General features: G+C 41.8%; 20 protein-coding genes. 13 read left to right on the forward strand and 7 right to left on the reverse strand.

Annotated elements, in window-relative coordinates; genetic code table 11:
- The first annotated feature begins 93 nt into the window (after positions 1-93).
- Positions 94-1,134 carry an aspartate-semialdehyde dehydrogenase gene (gene asd, locus MsAm2_RS02040; RefSeq protein WP_338098154.1) on the forward strand — a complete coding sequence of 347 codons (1,041 nt, stop codon included), beginning with the start codon at positions 94-96 and terminating at the stop codon, positions 1,132-1,134.
- Positions 1,135-1,294: 160 nt separating this feature from the next.
- Here the strand turns inward: asd and MsAm2_RS02045 are convergent, their stop codons facing one another.
- From MsAm2_RS02045 to MsAm2_RS02065, 5 genes are all read right to left on the reverse strand, one after another.
- Positions 1,295-2,131, reverse strand: coding sequence for a metal ABC transporter permease (locus MsAm2_RS02045; RefSeq protein ID WP_338098155.1), 837 nt, complete (start codon positions 2,129-2,131; stop codon positions 1,295-1,297).
- Complete coding sequence (locus MsAm2_RS02050; protein WP_338098156.1) at positions 2,131-3,105, reverse strand: metal ABC transporter ATP-binding protein; 975 nt, start codon at positions 3,103-3,105, stop codon at positions 2,131-2,133. Before MsAm2_RS02050 ends, MsAm2_RS02045 begins: the two co-directional genes overlap by 1 nt.
- 30 nt (positions 3,106-3,135) lie before the next feature.
- Entirely contained in the window at positions 3,136-4,083 is a 948-nt protein-coding gene (locus MsAm2_RS02055) for a metal ABC transporter solute-binding protein, Zn/Mn family (RefSeq protein ID WP_338098157.1), read from the reverse strand.
- Positions 4,084-4,203: 120 nt separating this feature from the next.
- Complete coding sequence (locus tag MsAm2_RS02060; protein ID WP_338098158.1) at positions 4,204-4,698, reverse strand: metal-dependent transcriptional regulator; 495 nt, start codon at positions 4,696-4,698, stop codon at positions 4,204-4,206.
- 299 nt (positions 4,699-4,997) lie between these two features.
- On the reverse strand, positions 4,998-5,132 hold the full coding sequence (locus MsAm2_RS02065) for a hypothetical protein (protein ID WP_338098159.1): 135 nt from the start codon (positions 5,130-5,132) through the stop codon (positions 4,998-5,000).
- Between the two features lie 235 nt (positions 5,133-5,367).
- On the opposite strand from MsAm2_RS02065, the gene MsAm2_RS02070 reads away from it, so the two are divergent.
- The 5 genes from MsAm2_RS02070 to MsAm2_RS02090 all read left to right on the forward strand — a co-directional run bounded on the left by MsAm2_RS02070 (position 5,368) and on the right by MsAm2_RS02090 (position 12,460).
- Positions 5,368-6,672, forward strand: coding sequence for a hemolysin family protein (locus MsAm2_RS02070; RefSeq protein WP_338098160.1), 1,305 nt, complete (start codon positions 5,368-5,370; stop codon positions 6,670-6,672).
- 828 nt (positions 6,673-7,500) lie between these two features.
- A complete protein-coding gene (locus MsAm2_RS02075; protein ID WP_338098161.1) occupies positions 7,501-9,795 on the forward strand; it encodes an S-layer protein domain-containing protein in 2,295 nt (764 codons plus the stop codon).
- A gap of 582 nt (positions 9,796-10,377) precedes the next feature.
- On the forward strand, positions 10,378-10,659 hold the full coding sequence (locus MsAm2_RS02080; protein ID WP_338098162.1) for a PGF-CTERM sorting domain-containing protein: 282 nt from the start codon (positions 10,378-10,380) through the stop codon (positions 10,657-10,659).
- Between the two features lie 281 nt (positions 10,660-10,940).
- Positions 10,941-11,528, forward strand: coding sequence for a hypothetical protein (locus MsAm2_RS02085; protein ID WP_338098163.1), 588 nt, complete (start codon positions 10,941-10,943; stop codon positions 11,526-11,528).
- Between the two features lie 437 nt (positions 11,529-11,965).
- Positions 11,966-12,460 (forward strand): Lrp/AsnC family transcriptional regulator, encoded by a 495-nt coding sequence (locus MsAm2_RS02090; RefSeq protein WP_338098164.1) that lies wholly within the window; start codon positions 11,966-11,968, stop codon positions 12,458-12,460.
- Positions 12,461-12,481: 21 nt separating this feature from the next.
- On the opposite strand, the gene MsAm2_RS02095 is transcribed toward MsAm2_RS02090, so the two are convergent.
- Complete coding sequence (locus MsAm2_RS02095) at positions 12,482-12,628, reverse strand: hypothetical protein (RefSeq protein WP_338098165.1); 147 nt, start codon at positions 12,626-12,628, stop codon at positions 12,482-12,484.
- A gap of 31 nt (positions 12,629-12,659) precedes the next feature.
- Here MsAm2_RS02095 and MsAm2_RS02100 point away from each other — a divergent pair, with 31 nt between their 5' ends.
- The 4 genes from MsAm2_RS02100 (at position 12,660) to MsAm2_RS02115 (ending at position 19,581) form a co-directional block, all read left to right on the forward strand.
- Positions 12,660-13,814, forward strand: coding sequence for an aminotransferase class I/II-fold pyridoxal phosphate-dependent enzyme (locus MsAm2_RS02100; protein WP_338098166.1), 1,155 nt, complete (start codon positions 12,660-12,662; stop codon positions 13,812-13,814).
- A 386-nt stretch (positions 13,815-14,200) separates the two neighbouring features.
- Positions 14,201-15,847 carry a sodium:solute symporter family transporter gene (locus tag MsAm2_RS02105; protein ID WP_338098167.1) on the forward strand — a complete coding sequence of 549 codons (1,647 nt, stop codon included), beginning with the start codon at positions 14,201-14,203 and terminating at the stop codon, positions 15,845-15,847.
- A 603-nt stretch (positions 15,848-16,450) separates the two neighbouring features.
- A complete protein-coding gene (locus tag MsAm2_RS02110; RefSeq protein ID WP_338098168.1) occupies positions 16,451-17,842 on the forward strand; it encodes a DUF1214 domain-containing protein in 1,392 nt (463 codons plus the stop codon).
- Positions 17,843-18,117: 275 nt separating this feature from the next.
- Positions 18,118-19,581: a right-handed parallel beta-helix repeat-containing protein gene (locus MsAm2_RS02115; RefSeq protein ID WP_338098169.1), complete on the forward strand. Its 1,464-nt coding sequence runs from the start codon at positions 18,118-18,120 to the stop codon at positions 19,579-19,581.
- Between the two features lie 220 nt (positions 19,582-19,801).
- On the opposite strand, the gene MsAm2_RS02120 is transcribed toward MsAm2_RS02115, so the two are convergent.
- A complete protein-coding gene (locus MsAm2_RS02120) occupies positions 19,802-20,581 on the reverse strand; it encodes a Nif3-like dinuclear metal center hexameric protein (RefSeq protein ID WP_338098170.1) in 780 nt (259 codons plus the stop codon).
- 326 nt (positions 20,582-20,907) lie between these two features.
- On the opposite strand from MsAm2_RS02120, the gene engB reads away from it, so the two are divergent.
- The 3 genes from engB to MsAm2_RS02135 all read left to right on the forward strand — a co-directional run bounded on the left by engB (position 20,908) and on the right by MsAm2_RS02135 (position 23,750).
- A complete protein-coding gene (gene engB / locus MsAm2_RS02125) occupies positions 20,908-21,561 on the forward strand; it encodes a GTP-binding protein EngB (RefSeq protein WP_420846982.1) in 654 nt (217 codons plus the stop codon).
- Positions 21,562-21,615: 54 nt separating this feature from the next.
- On the forward strand, positions 21,616-23,034 hold the full coding sequence (locus MsAm2_RS02130; RefSeq protein ID WP_338098172.1) for a tRNA pseudouridine(54/55) synthase Pus10: 1,419 nt from the start codon (positions 21,616-21,618) through the stop codon (positions 23,032-23,034).
- A 416-nt stretch (positions 23,035-23,450) separates the two neighbouring features.
- On the forward strand, positions 23,451-23,750 hold the full coding sequence (locus MsAm2_RS02135; RefSeq protein WP_338098173.1) for a 50S ribosomal protein L21e: 300 nt from the start codon (positions 23,451-23,453) through the stop codon (positions 23,748-23,750).
- Positions 23,751-23,795 lie beyond the last annotated feature (45 nt).

A 23,795-nucleotide genomic window follows, 5' to 3' on the forward strand; every position in this document is an offset into this window, starting at 1 on the left:
GTTATATTATCCATTATTTTTAATTAGCAATACCTTTTTTGAGGGTTTAACGGATTTAAACTTTTGAGGGTTTAACTTTTTGAGGTTTTGATTATGGCAAAAATAAAAGTGGGAATTTTAGGTGCAACCGGCAACGTCGGACAGCGTTTCATTCAGGTTTTGAACAATCATCCGTGGTTTGAGATTTCAGCGCTGGCCGCGTCCGAAAGAAGTGCCGGAAAAATGTATGCCGATGTGGCGGACTGGAAAGTCGGGACGGAAATTCCGGACAGTGTTGCCGGCATTGAAGTTGTTCCGATCGATCCCAAAAATATTGACGCAGACATTGTTTTTTCGGCCCTTCCCGCCGATTTGGCGCTGACAATTGAGCCGGCTTTTGCCAAAGAAGGTTTTGTCGTTGCCAGCAATGCTTCCTCTTTTAGAATGGAAGAGGACATTCCGCTCGTCATTCCGGAAGTCAATCCCGAACATCTCGGATTGATTGATGTTCAAAAGAAAAACCGCAAATGGGACGGCTGCATTATTACCAACCCGAATTGTTCAACCATTATGATGTCGGTTACACTCAAACCACTTCTCCAATTCGGGCTTCAATCGGTTCAAGTCGCGACCATGCAAGCCATTTCCGGCGCCGGCTACAACGGAATTTACGCCATGTCCATTTATGACAACGTGGTTCCGTTCATCGGCGGCGAAGAAGAAAAGATTGAGACGGAAAGCTTAAAAATTTTCGGAAAATTCGACGGCAAAAAAGTGGTCAACAACACGGATTTCAAAGTCAGCGCGTCTTGTAACCGGGTACCGGTCATCGACGGTCACACTGAAGCGATTTGGGCCGGCTTAAAATCTAATCCGAAGCCGGACGCGGTCAAGGAAGCTTTCTTGAAATTTGATCCGGGACTTTCCCACTTGCCGACCGAACCCAAGTATCCGATTATTGTTCGGGATGAAAAAGACCGCCCACAACCTCGTCTTGACCGGGACATGGGAAAAGGCATGAGTGTCTCGGTTGGAAGAATCCGGGAAGGCGTCGGCGGAGTCCGCTACATGGCGCTTGGACACAACACAATTCGCGGGGCTGCCGGCGCCAGCGTATTAAACGCGGAACTGATGCATAAAAAAGGTTATCTCTAACCTTTTTTTGTTTTTTTATTTTCCTTTTCTTTTTTTCTTTTTTGCGGGCGGCATCTCGCGCGCGTTATGGCGACCATTTTTTTAAAGATTTTTTAAAAAATGGGGGCCGTTTTTTTAAGTTTTTCATTTCATGTTTTACGTTTATTTTTTTTTTTTTATGTTAAAAGTCGGCCGCAAACTTTTTTTGATTCATCTTTTGCCGGAGATAGGCAACGCCTGCGACAATCAGATATACGGTTCCCATCACCAATATGATAACGGCGCCCGACGGCAAATCAAATTCATAAGACAGGTAAAGTCCGGCAAAACTGAGGATGGCGCCGATAACGCTTGAATAAACCATCATCGTTTTCATGTTGTGCGAAAATTTCCGACTGATTGAAGCCGGAATGGACAGCATGGCGATGATCAGGATGATACCGACGACTTTAATCATGGCAACCACGGTCAACGCGATGAGCGCCAAGAGGATCAAATACAAAGCATCGGCGGCAACGCCTGCGACTTTTGTAAATTCTTCGTCAAAACACATGGCTAAGAATTCTTTGTAAAATAAAATCACAATCAGAAGGATTGTTAGGTCGATGCCGATCATCAGCCCAATATCGGACGCGGGGACTGTTAGAATGTTTCCAAACAAATACGTCATCAAATCGGGAGCATATCCGGGCGTCAGATAAATTAAAATAATGCCGATGGCGACGCCGAGAGACCACATAATTCCAATGGCGGTGTCTTCTGAAACCCGTGTTTTTTTGCTGAGAATTCCAAGGGTGACGGCGGACGCGATGCTAAATGGCAAAAGCCCGATAAGCGGATTTAAACCGAGATAAAAACTCAGACCCAGGCCGCCAAAACAAGAGTGGGAAATACCGCCGGCAATAAATACGATTCTTTTGGTGACGATATACACTCCGATGACACCGCACGCAAGCGACGTTAAAAGGGTGGCGACGATTGCGCGCTGCATGAATTCGTAGCCGAAAATCTCAAACATTATTTTTCCTCCGGCTTCTTCTTGTCTTGCCGCTGTATATTTTTGTCTTGTTGCGGTGTGTTTTTGTCTTGCAAATTTATATTTTTATCTTGTTCTTTTTTTCCATCCGATTTTCTCAGCTGAACCGGTGCCGCACATCCGCATTCCGAATGAGTGTGGCTGCCGTGCGTGTAGGCATGGCTGTCAAAAACGCGGTGCGGAACGCCGTGTGCCACAAGGTCGATGGAACAGCCGTAAGCGGCGGCAAAGTCGTCTTTTGACATTTCTTTACTGTCATGAAAAAAGAGCTTTTTGTTGAGGCAAGCGATTTTGTCCATATGGGCAGAGACGGCGCCGATATCATGACTGATAACGATGATTGCCATTTCCTTTTTGAGCTCTTCCAATATTTTGTACAACTCTTCCTGCATAAACGTATCCAAACCGGTGTTGGGCTCGTCCATTAAGAGGAATTTCGGACGGTTCGCCAAAGCCCGCGCGATAAAAACACGCTGGCGTTGGCCGCCGGAAATCTCTCCGATTTGTTTGTTTTTGTAGTCGGACATGCCGACCACCGCCAAAGCATCTTCGGCGGCCTTTTTGTCTTCTTTGGAATAGCGGCGGATGAGTCCGGCATGTTTGAGCCGTCCCATTAAAACGACTTCCATCACACTGATGGGGAATTCATAGTCAAATTTGCTGTATTGGGGGACGTATCCTATGTATTTTCGAGCTTTTTCCGGTGTGTCCCCAAAAACCAAAACACTTCCTTTGGAGGGGGAAACGAGCCCCAAAACCGCTTTTAAAAAAGTGGTTTTCCCGCCGCCGTTGGGGCCGATAATTCCGAGAATTTCTCCGGGGCTGCCGATTGTTATGGAAACATCTTCCAAAACGGTTTGCACTCCGTATCGGACCCACAGGTTTTTGACCTCCAGAATCGGAACGCTTCCGGCGGCAACAGCTGGCGTTTCATCATTTAATTTAAGGGAATGCATATGGATTCTCGACTTTTATTTTTTATTTTTTCATTGCAAATTTTCAGCCAACAATTCGGAAACGTGCCGGGTGTTGTTGACATAATCTTTGGCCAGTGGATTGATCACAAATACTTTTGCGCCGACGCTGTCCGCAATGGCTTTCGCGCCGGTCGTGCTGACTTGTTCTTGGACGAAAATGACTGTGATGTTGTTTTCTTCAGCCATGTCCATGAAGGCCGATAGGGTTTTTGGAGTCGGCTCTTTTCCGTCAATTTCGGCAGCGATTTGATTCAGGTTGTAATCTCGTGCAAAGTAACTCCATGCGGGATGATATACCATGAAATTAAGGTTGGAAAGACTGGACAGTTCATCGGTAATTTCCACATCCAGCGTTTCCAGCTCTCTCAGATAGCTATCTCGGTTTTGTTCGTAATAAGTTGCATTGGCCGGGTCAAATTCAACAAGCCCGTCACAGATGTTTTTTACCATGATTTGTGCGTTTTTTGGGGAAGTCCAGACGTGCGGGTCGGTGGTGTTTCCGCTAACAATGAGCGCAATTCCGGTGGATGAATTAATGATTTTCATTGCCGGGTTCAATTGGCCAAACGCATCCATGTGCATCGTTTCAAATATTTCTCCGGATCCGAGCTGAACATACAAGGCGGCGCTTGATAAATCTTTAATTTGACGCGGGGATGGATCGTAGTGATGGGCGGCGCCTTGCGGAATCATGGAAATGGCAATCACTTTGTCGCCACCGATTTTTTCGACAAATTCGGCTTGCGGAACAACGCTGACGGCGACCAATATTTTTTCTCCGGAATGGATCTGTTTTAAGGCTGAATCATTAAGCGCGGTGTAGGCGGCTGAATTTTCATGATCATGACCGGACTCTCCCTCATATTCATGTTCGTCTTCGGACGGGCCGATGCAGCCGGACGCGGCCGCCAACACTAAAAAAATGACTAAAAAACCGGCAATCAATTGATTTTTCATATTTTCCTTTTTCCTTATATTTTCTTTTTTTATTGTTTTTTTATTATTTTAAATTTTAGGGGGAAGTTAAATTTTTTGGTATATGGCTAAATTTTAAATTCGTTGTCAATGGATGGTTTTTTAATGATGGGCGTGAAGTTTGCATTCGTCTAAGCAAGATCGGTGTTTGATTTGTTTGTCTTCGCCGGGCGTTGTGCAAAAAGAGGTGGTTGGGTGTCCCATGGATGCGCAAATCGTATCAATTGCTGTTTTTGAGACATTGTTTTCAATTCGGGACACTTCTTCGCAAGCGGCATTGGGATTGAGGCCGTAGTGGGAAAAGACGAGGCTGAGTATTTGGTGGCGTTTTTGACAAAATTCCGCGTAAACTTTTCCTTTCGCGGTCAAGCGAACGCCTCGGTATGGAATATGATCTACATAATCCTCTTCGGCCAGTTCCCCGATCAGTTTGGTAATGGTGGATGGCTCCACATCGAAATTTTCAGCAATTTCCGTTGTGCGGACGGCTTCGTCCCGGCTGAGCAAATATTTCAGGCAGGCGGCTTTTCGAGGACTGAGTTCAAGTCCGGTGATTTCGGCGGAAGCGGATGTTTTTTCAATCGAATTTTCAGTCATAATTCTAAAAGCGTTTTTGAGTTTATAATTCTTTTTATGTTTTTAAAAAATTGGACTATTTTTTGGTATTATGGCAAATTTGGAAATTTATTTCTGAATGTTAACTCTCTATTTTTCTCATTCTCTTCTTCATTCTCATTTTTGTTTTCATTTTTTATTTTTGGTACGGTGCCGCGCGCGTTATGGCATCCAATTTTTTAATTTTTTCAAAGCCTATGGGGTGGTTTTTGATATGCGTTAAAGTTGCTCTTCTTTTATAATTTTACAGATTGAGCGTTACCACACTCTTCTTATTTTTTTCAGTAGGCAGCATGCATTTCCGCAACACATTCCGCAACATATCCATTATATATAACAATTCGATTCAATCCGACGTGTTTTCGCGTCGGATTGAATCGGAAAGGGATTGCTTGGATCGAATAGTTGGGAGTCATTTTCAATTTTTTCGCAACTATGGGGTCATTCGCAAAGCAAAACTTGGAAAATCCTTCCTGCCCTTTGAAAAATTCCGAAGCGAAGCGGAGGAATTTTTTTTCAATAAAGTATTTAACGGATTCAATCCTAATTCCCTTTGCTAAATTGCAATTTATTCGTTCTTATAATTCTATTAATTCATATTTTATAAAAATAGTTCTTTGTTGATTGTGGGGTTTTGGGGTTTAATTCGATATGTGGCTTGAGATTTTTATTATTTTCATTTTGATTTTGATCAATGGTTTTTTGGCGATGTCGGAAATTTCCATCGTATCTGCACGCAAGTCCCGCCTTGAGGCGGAAGCCAAAAAAGGCAATTCCGGCGCGAAAAAGGCTCTGTTTTTGTCCGGGAATCCGGACCGGTTTTTGTCCACCGTCCAAATCGGAATTACATTTGTCGGCATTTTTGCCGGTCTTTACAGCGGTGAGACCATTTCCGCCGAGCTTGAAATTTATTTTGCTCAAATTCCGCTGCTTGCGCCTTACGCCGGGCCGTTGTCATCGCTTTTCATCGTTGTTTTGATTACCTACTTTACGTTGGTTCTTGGAGAATTGGTTCCCAAAAGAATCGGTCTCTCCAGTCCGGAAAAAATCTCCTCAAAAATCGCGGCGCCGATGAATGTGTTGTCCAAAATCATGGCGCCTTTTGTCGTATTGCTTTCCGCCTCCTCAAATTTTATTCTTCGAATTCTTCGCGTCCGGCCGTCTGATCAAAAAGCGACGGAAGAAGATGTGAAAGCCGCTCTTCAGGAAGGTTTTGAAGGCGGCGCGATCGACGAAACCGAACAAGACCTTGTCGAGCGTGTTTTTAGTCTTAATGACCGGAAGATCAGTTCGCTGATCACGCACAAGAATGATATTACCTGGGTGGACGTTTCAACGACGCCGAGTCAATTGTTTGACATTATCCGGAAAAAACCGTACACGGTGTATCCGGTGGCTGACAAATCGCTTGAAAATGTCGTCGGCGTCGTCCTTCTCAAGGATTTGGTCGGCAAGATCAAAAATCCGGATTTCGTGTTGGCAGACGCGATAATGGAAGCACACTTTTTGCCCGAAAATTTAACCATCCTGTCCGTTCTTGATAATTTTAAGGACCAAAAAATCCAGTACGCGCTTATCACCGACGAATTCGGAAGTATTCAGGGAATTGTGACGCTCAACGATATTTTTGAGGCGCTTGTCGGCGACGTGACCGCCGGGCCGTCTCCGGATGACTTTGAAATCATTCAGCGCGACCCGGTCTCCTGGATTGTCGACGGCCAGTATCCGTTTTATGAATTTTTGGATTACTTTGACCTTCAAGATTATTACAATGATTTCCCTTACAATACGCTGAGTGGTTTTATTCTCGATAAACTTGGGAAAATGCCGCATGCCGGCGATAAATTCGAGTGGCTCGATTTTGAAGTGGAAGTTGTGGACATGGATTTGGCCCGAATCGACAAAGTGATTGTGACAAAAATACATTCAGACGAACCGGATGAAATTTTAGAATGATGTTTTTTAAAATAATTAGATCTATTTTTATATTACAATTTTCGTTATCCGGATAAGTTGTTCGGAATTTCCGAATAACTGAATCTATTAATTTATATTTCTCTCAATTATATTATATTCTAAGAAATGTAATTAAATATTTATATTGTATGTAAAGTAATTTGATTTGCAGCAAAAACTAAAAAATCTATATGCTTGGTTTTTTGGTTTTTGCTCACTTTTACTCACATTTTACTCACATGTTCTTTCGCTTACCGGTATTGCGGAGTCAAAAATAAGTTGCCGGGTCCAAATGTTCTCCACTTACCGGTGTTGCGGAGTCACAAACAAATTGCCGGATTCAAATCTTTTTTCTTTCTCATCATTTTGTTTAATTACATCTTCTCATCATTTTATTATGTTATCTATGTTATTATGTTATTATGTTCTGTTATCTTTTTTCTTCTAATTTCTCAAAAAAATATTTTTTCGACAAAACCACAAAAAAAATCAAAAACCCCGAAAAATCCAAAGTCATAAATAAATTGTCGACATTTCTTCAATAAAATTCGATAAATTTCAAATTTTGGTCAAAATCCAATCCAAAATTCGCAATCAATAAACACATCCATAATTAAAATCCAACTCTTTCGGTCAAATCTATGCCAAAATCGGAGTCTTTCAGCGTTAAAAGGTCTGTCGTCGATTATCGACTTGACAATCGTTTTAAAGTGTAATTCTCCTCCCTTTTCTATATAAATGACCGCAAAAGTTTAATACCTCTTTCATCAGTTCTACCATCTGTATAAGCTCGGGTACCGTGGAGTGTCGGGCGTTGGGCGTTGCTCAATGGCCGATAAATGTTTTTCACATATGCGAAAAACACCTCGTTCCGGTGCTTACCATAACAATTATGGAGGAAAATACATGCAAATGAAACACTTAATCGTTGCGTTAATTGTCCTTCTCGTTCTCGCCGGAACCGCATCTGCGGCAACCTCCGTCGATATCAGAAGCTCAATTATTAAATTCGCTGGCGATGCAAAAACTTTTAACTATGACGATGGTGCTGCTGGTACCAATGCTTGGAAACTTGATGCCATGACATGGGCTGGTTTCTACTATGACCTTAACAACAACCGCTTTACAGAAAACCTTCTTATTAAACAAAATGGTACTGCTGTTAAAGTGGATATTAAATACACAACTGCTCCTCAATTTGTTGAATACGAATACACTTGGAAGAGCGGTGCCAACAACCTGGGATATTCCGTCATTGGATTTTTCGCTGAGCCGTATGTTGCAATCAGTAACAACTCCAGCATGATCGACGACACTGACCTTGGTGATGCTGACAAGATTGCAAAACTCGTTATTGATTCAAATGACAAGTACACATTATCTACTGGTCAATCCCTTGACCTCGGCAATGGCTACACAATGGTTGCAAACCAAATCGATGTCAACGGTGACAAAGCTTACTTCTCCCTTCTCAAAGACGGAAAAGAAATTGACACAGGTATTATTAATGCATCTGACAAAACCAACAACAATGACACCTGGTTCCTCAACAAAACTATTCTTGGTGTGAGCAATGCTGAATACTTAAGGGTTCACGTGAACCAAGTGTTCCAAGGAACATCAAGCAGCCTTGTTGAAATTAAAGGTATCTGGCTCATCGACGTTGCAAATGCAATTGAAGTTGACAGTGAAACCGACTACGGAAAATTCGAAGCTTCCTCCATCGGTAAAACTGAACTTGTGTACGAAGCAAAAGGTATTGCTTTGACTGATGATATGTCTACCGACCTCGGAAAGGGTATTCTCCTCGAAACTCAAAAGAACTTTACTGGCGCAGCTAACCTCGACAAATTCTACTTCTTGAAATCTTACACGACACCAGGAAAGTATGAAGTCAGAAGTACAGTTACTCCGTACGCTGATGATGATCAAACAACTTTAAAGACATACAAAGCAACTGTTCCAGCATTGGCAACTGATCTTACTGGTGCAGCTCTCCAATACGATTACTTAAACTTTGCAGCATTCTACTACAATGTTGATGCAAATGCATACACTGAATTCTTAATGGTTGACCTTGTTGGTTCTCCGGTTCCGGCCGCAACTGCAACAACATATAAGATCGCTGAAGGCGACCTCTTGTACTACACACAGGCCAAACCGGTTGGGTATGAATACAACTGGAAAACATCTGCTGATGCAAAAATGAACTACTACGTGATTGGTCTCTTTGGCGAAGCATATGTTCCGTTCAATATGAATGCAACAAATGATGTTGCAAATCCCAATGTTGATGTTGAAAAAATCAGCAAACTTGTTCTTGATTCCAATGATAAGTATGTGTTGTCCACTGGTCAAACTCTTGACCTTGGAAGCGGATACACAATTGTTCCGAACCAAATTGATGTTAACGGGGACAAAGTTTACTTTGAATTCTTCAAAGACGGAAAGAGTGTTGACTCTTCAATCATCAATGCATCCGAGAAAACAAACAACAACGATACATGGGTTTATGATGCGGAACTCCTTGGCGAAAAGAATGTCCAAATTTTGAGAGTTCACGTAAACCAAGTGTTCCAAGGAACAGAAAGCAGCCTTGTTGAAATTAAAGGTATCTGGCTCATGGACTATGCAACAGCTCAAGCACTGGACACCGATGATTCATTTGGTGCTCTTGACTTCGATGGAAAATTCTCCTACAAGGATATCGCCACTAACACTGGTGATAACCTCCCCACCTTGAAATTCAGTTCAAACAAAGACATCTCAATCACTGCAGACAGTGACTCCAAGATTGCAAACAACTTGTACTACAAGGCAGGTTCAAAGGACACTCCGAACACATTGAAGAACTTCTACTTCTATGTCGTGAAGGAAGTCGATGGAAGTGGCCCGACACCGGACAACAACACAACCACACCAGTTCCGCCAACCCCGGAACCACCGCAGAACAACACCACTCAACCTGAACCACCGAAGGACAACAACACTACCACACCGGCTGAGCCGACTCCGTCCTTCTGGGACCAATACAAGTGGTGGATCATCGGCGCAATCGTGTTGATCATCATCATCGGTGCTGGTGCATACTACTACTTCAACGTCTACTCGAAGAAGAACTAATTTGAACGACCATTAAACATAAAGTGAAGTGAAAGGATTTTTCCAAAAATCCTTTCTACTTTTCTTTTTTTATTTTTCGATTTATTGACTGCTTTTTTTGAATTGTTTTTTTTGATTAACTTTGTTTTTCATGTTTTTTTGTTTCTTCTGATTTTTGTTTCTTCTGATTTTTGATTTTTTGCTTTCATGACTTCTTTTCTAAAAAATGAAATAAATGAAAAATTGAAAAGTTATTGTAAATTGGGAAAATTCTCAAAAAACATTGTCCTTTTCTTATTTCTCATCTTTTTTTTCTCTTTGCAGGCTTTTCGTCAATTATCGACTTTTTCATCGTTTAGAAGTGAAACAAATAGCGATTTTTCATTTTTTTGACCACAAAACTTAATATAGGGAAAATCGTGGTTTGCAACTAATTAAGCTTGGCAATTGGATTTTTGCACAAATACCTTTTTGCTTTTTTCTTGGTTTTTTCGCTTGAAATCAAGAAAAAGAAGGACACAAGAAACTAAAAAACATGATTTTGTGTCAAAAAAGGCCTTTGAATCAAGCTTTGCCAAAAGGGCAACAGGAGAGGGTTGACGGATGAACACAAAAAGTCTTTTCATTGCGACAATATTGATTTTCGCACTCATCGCAACGGCGATGGCTGTGGAAAACGGTATGTCCAAAGATAATTTCAAAAATATGAAAAGCCTTTCGGAATCCAACGACAGAAACAGTTTGGTTTTGTCAAGCCCGGCTCCGATGGCCACTCAAATGTCGGCATCCTCTTTGGGATATGAAAATATCCCGGGAGCCGGCGGATTTGAAATGCTCATCGCGGCGGTCGGATTGCTTCTGGTCGTTTATTTCGTCAGGAAATAATTCATAATTTAAGAAAAACAAAAATAAAAACGGATTTATTTATTTTCAGAATATCAAAATTAATCAATTTATTCAAATATTCCATATATTCCATATTCATTCTTAAAAATGAATTCAATTTAAACAATTAAATTAATATATGTAAAATATATAAAAATAAGCGTCGTGAATCTTAAATTTTAATTAAATCGATTTAATTGAATTTAATTAATTTTAATTTGAGGTTCTTTCGTTTTATTGTTTTAAGTTAATTGTTTATCAACAATTTCAAGAGAGATATCATGAAAAAAAGCATTTTCAGCATCTTATTACTTTTATTGGTGGCCGTTATTGCCGTCGGCGCAGCAGGCTGTGTTGACAGCGGCGACAACGGTACCAATGGCACAAATGGTACCAATGGCACCAACGGAACAAACAACACAACTCCCATCAATTCCAGCATTGTTGTTGTCGACCCGCTTCCGGCCGGCTTTACTTTAATGGCTTCCGGAAACATTACCGCAACCAGTGAAGAATTCGGCTTAAACGACACGTTGGTCGGCTACCAAGGCGTTTACCAATACTCCGTGAACAACAGTTCTCCAACGAACGCTTACCTGTCCGTTATGGAATGTGCGAACGCAACCGCAGCCCAAGGCTACGTCCAAGAAATGATTGACGACAACAATGCCAAATACGGCAACCAAAGCAATGTTTCAACCATTACAATCAACGGCCACAACGCAACACTCATCACACGCCCGGTGACGGCATCCACGCCGGTTCGCTATGACATCGTCTGGGCGAAAGACAACTTGTTGGTTGTCGTGAACGGTCCGCTTGCCGATTTAAATGCCATGGAAGCGTTGGCAAACGCCTCCAAACTTTAAATTAAATCGATTAAATATTATTTTAAAAATAGAATTGGGTGAAGGATTTTTCCTGAATGAAAAAAAATCCCTTCATCCTTTTTTTTGGTTTTTAGTTTCCACTCCTCATTTTCTTGTTCCTGTTTTTTCAAAAATCCCTATTCATTCTATTCTGATTCTCGTGTTCTTATTTGCCTCTCCGAGTTTTGATTCAATCCTATTTTCACCTTTTCATATCTTCGTTATTTATTTTACAGTACCTCGTATTTTATTAAGTTGCATTTATCCTTTTCTTTTTAGAATGAGTTTGACCATTATTTTTTTCAAAATCTTTAGATTTTTCATTTCGTTTCATTTATATAGGATAATTTTTAATTAAAAACGAAGATCATTTTTGCCCGACCGCATTGAAATATTTCAATTGCGCAACAATCATGACAAAAAAATATGGTGAGATTATGGACAAACAAACGCAAGACGTCTTAGAACTTCTTGAACAAAATGCAAAATTAACGCCGGAAGACATTTCCGAAATGACCCGGATTCCGCAAAAAGATGTGAAAAAAATGATTCAATCTTTGGAAGACGCGGGCATTATCCGGTACTACAAAGCGATTATTGATTGGGACCTTGTTGAAAATCCCTACGTCTACGCGTTTGTCCAAATCAAAGTCTCCTTGGAACGCGGTCACGGCTATCAAAAATTGGCGGACCGGATTTGCAAATTTCCGGAAGTACGCTCGCTCAGGCTTTTGTCCGGCGAAGATTACGACTTAGAATTCATGGTTCGCGGACGTTCCATGAAAGACGTCGCTTTTTTCGTCTCCGACAAAATCGCGACAATGGCGCAAGTCCAAAATACGTCGACCCATTTCATCCTCAAAACCTATAAAGAGGACGGAATCATTATGGAAGAGCCGGAAGAGTTTAAGCGCCTCCATGTTTCATTCTGAGGGGATTTTCATGAAACAAAATCAATCCAAATCATCTGTTCCAAAAACATCGTCATCGGTTTCATCATCGGTTTCATCATCGATTTCATCATCGTCAAAAACATCCATTCCAAAACCGCCGGTCAAAAAATCAATTCCAAAGCCGTCTGTCTCATCTCCGGTTCCCAAAATGAATTACTCAAAATTCATCACACACAGCATGAACAAAGTCCCTCGGTCTGGAATCCGAAAATATTTTGACATTGCGGAAGGCATCGAAGACGTGATTTCCCTGGGAGTTGGCGAGCCGGATTTCGTAACACCGTGGCACATCCGTGAAATGTGCATCCATTCCATTGAAAAAGGAGAAACAGCTTACACGTCCAATTTCGGTCTTTTGGAGCTTCGGGAAGAAATTTCCAAGCGGTACAAGAAAGACTACGGCATTTATTACGACCCAAAATCTGAAATTTTGGTGACGACCGGCGTCAGCGAAGCCGCCGACATCGCGATTCGCTGCCTCATCAATCCGGGAGATGAAATCATTGTTGTTCAGCCGGCTTACGTTTCCTACGTTCCGTTGATTCATTTGGCCGGCGGCATTCCGGTTTCGGTTTCCGCCAAACGCGAAAATGATTTCCGGGTGACGCCCGAAGATATTTTGCCTAAAATCTCCAAGAAAACAAAAGCGATTATTTTCAATTATCCTAACAACCCAACCGGCGCCATTATGACCCGCAAGGATTTCGAGGCGGTTGCCGACATCATTGTCGAATACGATTTGTTTGTGATTTCGGATGAGGTTTACGAATGCATGACCTATGAAGGAACCCACGTTCCATTTACCGCAATTGAAGGAATGAAAGAGCGCACGATTCTCCTCAACGGATTTTCCAAATCCTATTCCATGACAGGATTCCGTCTCGGATATGCGCTTGCGCCGCCGGAAATTATTTCCGCCATGATGATGATTCATCAGTATTGCATGCTTTGCGCACCGGTCACCGCCCAAATCGGCGCCATTGAGGCGCTTAAGAATGGCCGGGAAGAGATGCTTTCCATGATTCGAGAATTCGACCGGCGACGCGTTTTAATCGTCGACGGGTTTAACCGTCTGGGTCTGGATTGTTTTGAGCCCAAAGGCGCGTTTTACTCGTTCCCGTCGATTCGTTCGACCGGACTCACCTCGGAAGAGTTTGCCGACCAATTCTTCGCGCAAAAACACGTCATTACGATTCCGGGAAACATCTTCGGAGAAACCGGTACCGGTCACATGAGATGCGCTTATGCCGCATCTCGGGACGACATTAAGGATGCATTGGACCGGCTGGAAGATTTCCTGAACAACCTGAACAAAAATAAAAAGAAAAAATGAAGGGGGAAATGCCTTCTTTTTTTATTTTTTTATTTTTCTCCTTTTTTTATTTTTCTCCTTTTTTTATTTTTTCTCATTTTTATGAGTAACAGATTGCAGCAATGCTCAAACCATAAACAAAGGCAACGGTTCTGATATTAAAAAAATATGCGGTAACCTGAAAAATGATCTCCGAACTTATCCTTCGTTTTTGTAGTCTTCTTTAAAAAAGTGTTGCCATAACGCGCGCGGTGGCAGTGAATGAAAACTAGAAATCTGCAAATGGAGCCGTTTCAAAATTGAGAATGTACATTTTTTTGGTTTTTTGCATTTAAGTTGTTTTATTTTCACATTATGAAAAAATAGAACGCCACCTTTAAAAATACATTACTCCTTTCTGGATAATTATGGAAATTGGTATTGAAGTTATTGTTATTGCGGTTTACCTTGTATTGATGCTGGTTGTCGGCGTTCTGACTCAGAAAATCGGAACGTCTTCATCCAAAGGATATTTAATTGCCAACCGAAATGTCGGTGCGTTGCTCATCGGCGGCACAATTTTTGCAACCTTTTGGGGCGGCGGAACTGTGATGGGTGGCGCGGGAGCGGCCTACACATCCTACAATCTCGGGACCGTGGCGGACCCGTGGGCTTCCGGAATCACGCTCATCATTATGGCGATTTTCATGGTTCCGATTCTTTTGAGCATGAAAATCGGAACGTTGGGGGAAATGTACCGCATCCGGTTCGGAAGGCGTGGGGCATATGTGGCCTCCATTCTTTCCGTTCCGACCTTGATTGCCTGGACGGCGGTGCAAATGGTTGCAATCGGCAAAATGCTGTCTCTTTTTATCGGGATGTCTCCGGCGCTGAGCATGATTTTAGCGGGGGGGATTGTCATTATCTATACGTATATGGGCGGCATGTTGGCCGTCATTTGGACCGACAACATCCAGGCGGCCATTATTATTTTGGGACTGATGGTTTTAATTCCGTCGGCGGTCTGCTACATCGGCGCCAGCGGAAACCCGAATTTTACGTTAAATCTGGACAATTTGGTTGCCGGATTTTCAGTCGTCAAAGACAATACACCCAACGATTTTTGGACGCTTTTCCCGTCTTCTGACCCCGATCATCCGAGCGGAATCACCCAAACGCTGACCGGATTTTTGGTTTGGCTTGCGGCTTGGTGCGGCATGGGGCTTGGAAGTCTTGCTTCCCTTGACATTACGCAGCGGGTACTTTGTGCCCGGGATGAAAACGCTGCGCGTGGCGGGCTTTTGACGGGGACCGCTCTTTATTGGATTGCGGGGCTTGGTCCGATTTTCATCGGGCTTTTGGGAATTGTCATGGCGCAGCTGGGTATTTTTTCGGCGGCCGAAATCGGCGTTTTGTCGAACGATGCCGAAGTGTTGGTTCCGCTTTTGGCTCAAAAATTGCTTCATCCGCTTCCGATGGCAATCTTTATCGGCTCTTTAATGGCGGCGATTATGTCCACTTCCAGTTCCACAATTTTCGCGTCGGCCGCCGTGATTTCAACGGTTCTGTTTCCCGGGTCGGTGAGCAGCCATGAGTCAACGCAAAGCATTTTAAATGACAAAAAGGCGATCCGAATGACGAAATTTTTGGTGGTCGTTATCGGCGTTTTCTGTATCGGAATCAGTTTTTTGGCGGTCAATCTGTATGATTTGATGATTTTCGGGTTCACGCTTCTGTTTGCCTGTTTATTCTGGGTGGTCGTTTGCGGTCTTTTCTGGAAGAAAGCGAATATCCCGGGAGGTATCGCGTCGATGATTGTCGGAATCTCATTTTCGATGTTGGGTTGCATCTATTTATCGATTCAATCCGGTACAATCGTTATTGTTCCGAATGATTCGGTTTGGGAAGTTTATTTCACATTTGTCCCCTGGATTTTTTCAGGAATCGCAATGTTTGGCGTTTCTTTGCTGACACAAAAATCCCATCCGCCGCTTCCGCTGACGGATTCGGATGGAAAGGTTCTCAAGTGGCCGGAGCTGGAAGGAAATATTGAGAAAGAAAGAAACGAATTATAATTTTCGAAGTAGTTCAGCTGAAAAATTAATACAGTTTGCAGCAATTGCAAAATTAGAAACCGTTTGCAGCAATTGCAAAATTAAAAACTGTTTGCAGCAATTGCAAAATTAGAAACCGTTTGCAGCAATTGCAAAATTAAAAACTGTTTGCAGCAATTGCAAAATTAGAAACAGTTTGTAGCAACTTAAATAAAATAGAATAATTCACCAACTATTATTCCCTTCTTAAATATAACACTCCGATTCAATCAGATGCGAAACGCATCTGATTGAATCGGGGCGGCTTACTCGGTTGGAATAACACGGATAGAGTTGATAATTTTTCATTTGCGGTTGACATTTTTATTTAATTTTGTTTTGCTGTTTGTTATTTTGTTTTGCTGTTTGTTATTTTGTTTTACTGTTTGTTATTTTGTTTTACTGTTTGTTATTTTGTTTTGCTGTTTGTTTTATTATTTTTTTGTTTTTCTCTTAGCTTCTTGTTTTTGTGTTCTGTTCCTGTTTTTATTGCTTTCTTCTTGTCTTTTTATTTATTCAGTTAATTTTATATTTGTTATGTTATAATTGTATACAACTTTCTAATATTAATTTTAGGTGAATTGTATGTCCAAACCCGCACAAGAAAAATCATTTTTATTGTCTACGAACGAAGCTTTTGAAAGAATGACAGAACAACAAGCTTTGGAAACGCATGCTTATTCCCTCGGGCTGCAAACTGTTCTTTGGGGTATGCAAATTGTGAAAGGGGCCATCGTATTCTCAAGAATGACAGCACCATTGCCAAAAGGAATGCCTGTTTTACCTTCTGATGACCAGGCGCATGGTGTTAATATTTGGGGCCATGCAAGGGGCTTGCGTACACATGAACTTAGAACAACGGAAACCCCAAACAGTGAAACCCTTTACTCCTGTTTTGTCGCCGATTTAAAAGACGGACCGATTGTTGTTGTTCATCCGGACCATAAAGGACGGTATTTCCGCACATCCATTTGGGGCATTCGCGGCGACACCGACACCATCAGCCAAAAGAATGATGGAGACCATCCGGCACCGGTTATTTTGATTCCCTATGGCTGGAAAGGGGATTTGCCAAAAGATTTACGTAAAATCTATGTCCGAAGCCGATATATGCTTTTGGCACCGCATATTGCCGTTTTTGGAAAAGATGACCTTCCTCATGTGCATGAATTGCAAAATCAATATAAGGTCATTTCTTTAAAAGATTGGGGGAAATCTGACAAAATCCTTCAAAAAAGTTCATTTCCGGATGTTCTTCGAAAAGATACAAAAACACCTTTCAATCTTCTTTTTTATGACGTGCTTTGCGAAGCCATCCAACTCATTTCCATTCAGGAAGACGAACTCGGATTCATTCGCCAGCTTTCTCATATTGGAATTGTTCAGGGGAAAAGTTTTGATTACGCCTCCTTGTCCCAACCAGTAATAGATGGTTTAACAAAAGCACTTTTAGACGGACAATCTATTTTGGAACACAAAGCCAGAACACTTTCTCCTTTGCAGACCAACGGAACTTGGTATCTTGATTACGATGTGACCAGTTTAGACAATTGGCTTTTTAAAGGAGCTGTGGGGTGGAAACATGTTTGGGGCGATCTTGCCAGCGAACTTCTTTATCCGATGACACGTATTGATGAAAATCATGAACCACTTACGGGCAAGTACAAATATGTTTTACGTTTCTCCGCCAAAAATCCGATCCCATCTCAGTTCTATAGTCTTACCATGTATGGGCTTGACGGTTATTTTGTCCCCAATGATTTGCAACGTTATCAGGTTGGCAACATTCCGGACACGCTTGAAAAAGATTCTGACGGCGGGGTGACAATCTATATTCAGCACGATGAACCGGCGAAGTACAAAACAAATTGGCTGCCGGCTCCGAATGATGGTTTTTTCCTCGTTTTAAGGTGTTACCATCCAACCGATGCCTTTTATAATAAAAAATACACGGTTCCCCCGGTTAAAAGGGTTTAAACACCCTTTTCTCTTTTAATTTTTCTTTAATTTCCGACAGAAAAATCTGTCCTTTTTTGACATAAATCTATTTTTTAAATTTTTTCCATCGCTCGTATTTTTATTTTTTTGACATTATATTCCATATATACCTATCGATTTTTCTAAAAAAGAAACCTCTTTTAACAATCAAAATATTTTCCCTCTTACAGCAAAAAGCCGGCTTATTCTTGCTGTCGGCGGTTGGGCTGATCACCACAGCCGCGTTATTTTTTATTATTTAAAGGAGGAAAATCATGAATCAATCCAAAATTCTTCTTGGAAAAGTGCTTTTAGCGGCTTTTCTTGTGTTGTTCGCTTTGACCGGAACCGCTTTTGCAAAAACATGGACAGTCGGAGGAGATGCACCCGATTTCTCAAATTTGACAGACGCCATTTCCAATTCAAGTGTTGTTGACGGCGATACCCTTTTCATTTGTGCCGGAACGTACAGTTCAACCGCCAATATCAGCGTGGGAAAATCCATTACAATCACCGGTGAAAACAAAGAATCAGTGATTTTAGATTTGGGCAATTATTCGATTTTGCCCAAAAAAGAAGGGTTCGTTCTTCGAAATGTCACCGTCTTTAACGGTTCCAATGGAATTAATTTGCAAACCAATGCAACCGGCGCAGTCATTGAAAATTGTATTTTTGACAGCATGACGCATGCGGACGGCATTAAACTTTTCAAAGACAACGTCACTTTTAAAAACAATATTGTTCGCAACATGAGCGGATTTACAAATGCGGTTTACCTCAAAGGCAATGATTCCAAGCTCATCGGCAATACAATCGTCGGGCTTTCCGGTTCTGGAAACACATCCCGAGTGATTTGCATTGAAAATTCCAGCGGCGTGCAGGTGGACGGAAATGTCATCCAAAATAACACGGGGGAAGCCATTCGAATCTGGCGGGTGGACACACATGATGTGACCATAACGAAAAACACAATTTCCGGCAATTCCCAAAAAGGAATTTACTTCTACAATGCCGGTGAGAACAACACCGTTTTTTTCAACAACATTCACGCCAACGGCAAAAATGTTGACATTTACGGAACGGCACCAACACTTATTCATTTCAATTCCTTAAACCCGATGACCTTGTCTTACAACAACACGAACTGGACCGGAAACCCCGGAAATTATTGGGGTGCCGAATACACGGGAGCCGATGCGGACGGAAACGGAATCGGAGATGTGCCGCACACGATTCTGACAAAATTCAAAGACCAAAGCCCGCTCATTCAACCCTTTTCATCTTACGTGAACGGAACCGGCAATGGAACCGGAAATGAGACCGGAAATGAGACCGGCAATGAAACGGGAAACGAAACAGGAAATGAGACCGGCAATGGAACAAAAGCAAATCACACCATTTCTCTGATTGCAAAAATTTTGCCGTCCCTCTCTGTTTCTTTTTCCCCGGAATCTCTTGACTTTGGCGAGTTATCCGTCGGGCAAGCCAGCAATCCCCAAGAAATGACCATTACCAACAATGGAAACTGTGATGTCATTGTCACGGCCGAAGTGACAACATCTTCCGATTCTCTCTACAAAGATGGAATTTGGATTGATAATGAATTTTGGCCCGACTTTGAAAAAGCTGTTTTGAAAGGATCAAATGAGACCTGCGATGTTGTTTTAAAAGTGCCCTCGGATTACGTGGACACCGGAAGCCGGCAGGGAACTTTGATTTTCTGGGTGGAGGCGGCCTAAATAAAAATATGACATTTTGAAAAAGGTGCTTTCATATGTGAAATTCAATAATTCATTTTGTTTTTCATTATGAAAACAACTTTTTAAAATAAAATTCCATAATATGCCATCCCTTAAAAAACGAATCGGTAACAACAACTCTGTAAATATGTATATTTGAACGAAAAAGCATTCGAAAAACCATTCTCTTCACCTGAAATGGTTTTTCGAATCGCTTTTTTTAAGGAATTGATTGAATTCCCGGGTTATCGTCAATAAACAAAATTTCAATTTTTTCGGCATTGCCAAGCTTTTCAACAAGGAATGCCTGAATCTTTTTGGGAAGCTCTTCCATTCCCGGATTTTCAGTTGCGTAATGACCGGCGTCAATTAAAGTAATGTCACCGCGCTCCCGAAGGATGTCACTATGTTTGAGTTCGGAAGAAATAAAGGCGTCAACCCCGTTTTCTTTGGCGGCTTTAAGAGTCTCCCGGTTAAAACAACTGCCACCGCAAATGAAAACTTTTCGGATTGTTTTGCTGCCCGCATAAATTAAAGGAGTCTTTAATTGGCCGGAAACAAATCGCGCAAAGTCCTCAGAGGATTGGACCGGCACGGTTCCGATAATTCCAGCGTCACATTTTTCAACATTTTCCAGATGAAGCCGAGCCGCTAAAACATCATTAATGCCGCCGCAGGCCCGGTCATAATTGGTATGCATCGCGTAAATTGAAATATTGTGATCAAAAATTATTTTTAATTTCTCCGCAAGAGATCGGTTGATTTGGGTAACCGGATGAAATATTGGCGTGTGGTGGCAAATTAAAAGGTCGGCTTGAAATTCCGCCGCTTTTTGCAAAACTTCCGGCGTTACATCCAAAGAAACGGCAACCTTTTGGATTTGCCGGTTTTTTTCATACAGTAAATCCACGACAAGTCCGATTCTTCCAACGTCGAAATCAGCCGCAAGTTCCGGTGGTGCAATCGTTTCTAAAATATTTATAAAATCTTTTTGATCCATGAGATAATAAATGTCTGCACCCTTTAAATAGAAGATGGCAATATCATCTCAAATCATTTATTCCAATTTCATGTTTCAAATGATCATGTTTCAAATGATCATGTTTCAAATGATCATGTTTCAAATGATCATGTTTCAAATGATCATGTTTCAAATGATCATGTTTCAAATGATCATTTCAAATTATCCTTGTTCATTTCATTCCATCATTTTCTTTATCAATCAAGCCTTTGCGGCAAAAATCGGGAATCATTATGTCTTCTCCACCTGTTATTACAACTCCACGGACAAAACACGACGTCAAACGAAAAAAGAATCTGGCAAAAATGAAAAGCCGGGAACAAAAGAAATCCGTCGAAAGAATCGAGAAAAAAAACAATGCTGTGACCTTTGAGGTTATTTTTGCGGGGCGGTCCAACGTCGGCAAATCGACACTTCTCAATAAATTGACCGGCGAAAATGTCCGGGTCGGCAAACGCCCGGGCGTCACACTCAAGCCGATTCATCTTTATTATGATGATTTTCTCATCACCGATATGCCGGGATTCGGATTTATGTCCGGCGTCACACCGGAAAAAGCGGAAGACGTGAAAAATAAAATTGTCAGCTACATCGAAGACAATGCCGACCGGATTAAAATCGCGGTCCAGGTCATCGACGGCCCTGCTTTTGAGGAGATTGTCGAGCGGTGGGATGCACGCGATGAAATTCCGATCGATTTGGAACTTCACGCTTTTCTCTTGGAATTAAATATCATCCCGGTGGTGGCGGTCAATAAAATGGACAAAGTCCGTGACGACGAGGTCGATGCGATGCTTGACCGGATTGCGGAAAAATTCGGGTATGATTCACCTTGGAAAGAATGCGGCTGCTTTGCGCCCGTTTGCGCGCGCGACGGACAAATCCGCCCGCTCACATCTCTTTTGAAGAACGAAATTCATAAAATGAAACGGGACGACTTATTTAAATATTTCAAATAAATTCAAACAATTGCAAACAATTAAAATAAATTCCGGATGCAAGGGGACGAAAAAATGGCGGACATATTTGACATATCTCAAAAAATATTGGCGGAAGGGCCGATTTGCGACCACTGCTTAGGACGGCAATTTGCAAAATTATCCACGGGGCTTTCCAACGACGAACGTGGAAAAGCGGTGAAGTTGGTTTTGGCGATGGAAGGCAGCCGGGTTTTTCAAGAATCAGGAGACAGCTCCCTTCTGGAAAATTTGGCGTGTTGCGAATCCCATGCCCAAAAAACGTTGGATGCGGCAGAAATTTCAAATAATGACCTTTCAAAATCCGGTAAATGTTGGGTGTGCGGTGATATTTTTAAAAAGCTGGAGGATTGGGCAGATATGGCCATCGCGAAGCTTTCCGGTATTGAATATTCCACATTTTTGGTTGGTACTAAATTAAGCGGTCTTCTTTCCGAAAACGAAGAAATTTTATGGGAGCAATGCGCCACCGCTTACGCCGAGCAGCTCAAAAGTGAGCTCAATCGCGAAATCGGAAAAGTCATCTCTCAAAAGACACAAAAAGAAGTCGCTTTTTCCAATCCGGATGTCATGATTACGTTTGACATTGCCAAAAAAGATGTTGAGGTGGATGTCCGGTCCGTCTACATTTACGGACGGTATTTGAAATTGGTGCGCGGAATTCCGCAAACCAAATGGCCGTGCCGAAAATGCGGCGGGCGCGGGTGTGAACACTGTGGCGGTACCGGAAAACAATATCCGGAATCGGTGGGTGAATTGGCCGGATTTTCTCTTCTGTCTTCCGATTATGCGGAAGCGAATGACGTTGTTTTTCATGGCGCCGGTCGGGAAGACATCGATGCGCTCATGTTAGGGACCGGACGTCCGTTTGTGTTGGAAGCCAAGTCCCCGAAAAAGAGAAAGTTTGATTTGGCCGCTCTTGAATATGAAATCAACCGGTCGGTTGCCGGAAAAATTGAAGTTCACGGCTTGAAGTTTTGCAGCAAAAACCAAGTTGAAAAATTAAAGGGAGAAAAAGCGCAAAAGACTTACCGCCTCAAAATTCGATTTGAATCTCCCGTTTCCAATGAAAATCTGTCTCAAGCTCTTCTTCAGCTTCGGGGCACGGAAATAAATCAGGATACGCCCAACCGTGTCCTTCATCGGCGGGCGGATTTGTGCCGGAACCGCACGGTCCATGAAGCGGTTTTGGAACAGATGGGAGATAAGAACGATGGTTTTGGCGATGGCATCAAAAATATTGAAGAAAAAGAGGATGCAGGAACTATTTCCAGAAAAATCGCTTCCGAAAGTGATGTCGCATATGTTCGTATTTTGTGCGACGGCGGTCTTTATGTAAAAGAGCTCACATCGGGAGACGAAGGACGGACAACACCAAGTATTGCAGGGCTTTTAAGCGTCGGCGCCAAGGTCGAAGAACTTGATGTCATTCATGTGGAATTGGATGTTGAATAATTTATTTTCATAAAGAATAAAAATAAAGAATAAAAGTAAAGAATAAAGAAAATCTGATTCGAAGAATTTGTCTTTTTCAACAATATTTCCATAATAATTCGACAGATTTTTCCGCAACATTTCAACAACCTTTATTAATGTTGGATTGTATTAGATATTCCTTCTATCGATAAACTTAATATATCAAAATATTTATTCATGGGGTAAGTTACCAATTTAAATGACGAATTAAGAGTAAACCCGTTTAATGAGTTATTCAATTAATCATTTTACCGTACATGAATTTATTTGATTATCCGAATTTATCCGATTTCTCAAATAACTTTTCAGCTTACAGCTTACTTCAAATTTAAAAGTTTAAATTAGAATCATATTTCAACGACACAGTTTGCATTAAAAATACGGAGGAAAATTAAATGTCATCAAAATCAAGCGGTGAAAGACACTGCACAAGATATAAATTAAAAAACTCGATTCGTGAAAGAGGAATTTCCGCACCCAGCCGGGCGATTCAGGAATTTGAAGACGGTCAAATGGTTCATATTGATATCGACGCCAGCCTTCAAAAAGGACACCCGCACCCGAAGTTCCAGGGCTCTACCGGAAAAGTTGTCGGTCAAAGGGGCCGTGCCTACGTTTTAAGCGTGAAAGACGGAAATTCCATGAAGCATGTTCTTTCCCTTCCGCAGCACTTAAAGCCGCAAAAATACAACTAAGCGCCTCTTACAAGACCGCTTAGGAAAATTCAATATTTTAAATTT

The sequence above is a fragment of the Methanolapillus ohkumae genome (assembly GCF_032594355.1).
In the GTDB taxonomy this organism is placed as follows: domain Archaea; phylum Halobacteriota; class Methanosarcinia; order Methanosarcinales; family Methanosarcinaceae; genus Methanolapillus; species Methanolapillus ohkumae.

Coding starts and splice junctions, on each gene's coding strand:
- asd (WP_338098154.1), top strand. CDS start 94: ATGGCAAAAATAAAAGTGGGAATTTTAGGTGCAACCGGCAACGTCGGA.
- MsAm2_RS02045 (WP_338098155.1), bottom strand. CDS start 2,131: ATGTTTGAGATTTTCGGCTACGAATTCATGCAGCGCGCAATCGTCGCC.
- MsAm2_RS02050 (WP_338098156.1), bottom strand. CDS start 3,105: ATGCATTCCCTTAAATTAAATGATGAAACGCCAGCTGTTGCCGCCGGA.
- MsAm2_RS02055 (WP_338098157.1), bottom strand. CDS start 4,083: ATGAAAAATCAATTGATTGCCGGTTTTTTAGTCATTTTTTTAGTGTTG.
- MsAm2_RS02060 (WP_338098158.1), bottom strand. CDS start 4,698: ATGACTGAAAATTCGATTGAAAAAACATCCGCTTCCGCCGAAATCACC.
- MsAm2_RS02065 (WP_338098159.1), bottom strand. CDS start 5,132: ATGACTCCCAACTATTCGATCCAAGCAATCCCTTTCCGATTCAATCCG.
- MsAm2_RS02070 (WP_338098160.1), top strand. CDS start 5,368: ATGTGGCTTGAGATTTTTATTATTTTCATTTTGATTTTGATCAATGGT.
- MsAm2_RS02075 (WP_338098161.1), top strand. CDS start 7,501: ATGGCCGATAAATGTTTTTCACATATGCGAAAAACACCTCGTTCCGGT.
- MsAm2_RS02080 (WP_338098162.1), top strand. CDS start 10,378: ATGAACACAAAAAGTCTTTTCATTGCGACAATATTGATTTTCGCACTC.
- MsAm2_RS02085 (WP_338098163.1), top strand. CDS start 10,941: ATGAAAAAAAGCATTTTCAGCATCTTATTACTTTTATTGGTGGCCGTT.
- MsAm2_RS02090 (WP_338098164.1), top strand. CDS start 11,966: ATGGACAAACAAACGCAAGACGTCTTAGAACTTCTTGAACAAAATGCA.
- MsAm2_RS02100 (WP_338098166.1), top strand. CDS start 12,660: ATGAACAAAGTCCCTCGGTCTGGAATCCGAAAATATTTTGACATTGCG.
- MsAm2_RS02105 (WP_338098167.1), top strand. CDS start 14,201: ATGGAAATTGGTATTGAAGTTATTGTTATTGCGGTTTACCTTGTATTG.
- MsAm2_RS02110 (WP_338098168.1), top strand. CDS start 16,451: ATGTCCAAACCCGCACAAGAAAAATCATTTTTATTGTCTACGAACGAA.
- MsAm2_RS02115 (WP_338098169.1), top strand. CDS start 18,118: ATGAATCAATCCAAAATTCTTCTTGGAAAAGTGCTTTTAGCGGCTTTT.
- MsAm2_RS02120 (WP_338098170.1), bottom strand. CDS start 20,581: ATGGATCAAAAAGATTTTATAAATATTTTAGAAACGATTGCACCACCG.
- engB (WP_420846982.1), top strand. CDS start 20,908: ATGAAAAGCCGGGAACAAAAGAAATCCGTCGAAAGAATCGAGAAAAAA.
- MsAm2_RS02130 (WP_338098172.1), top strand. CDS start 21,616: ATGGCGGACATATTTGACATATCTCAAAAAATATTGGCGGAAGGGCCG.
- MsAm2_RS02135 (WP_338098173.1), top strand. CDS start 23,451: ATGTCATCAAAATCAAGCGGTGAAAGACACTGCACAAGATATAAATTA.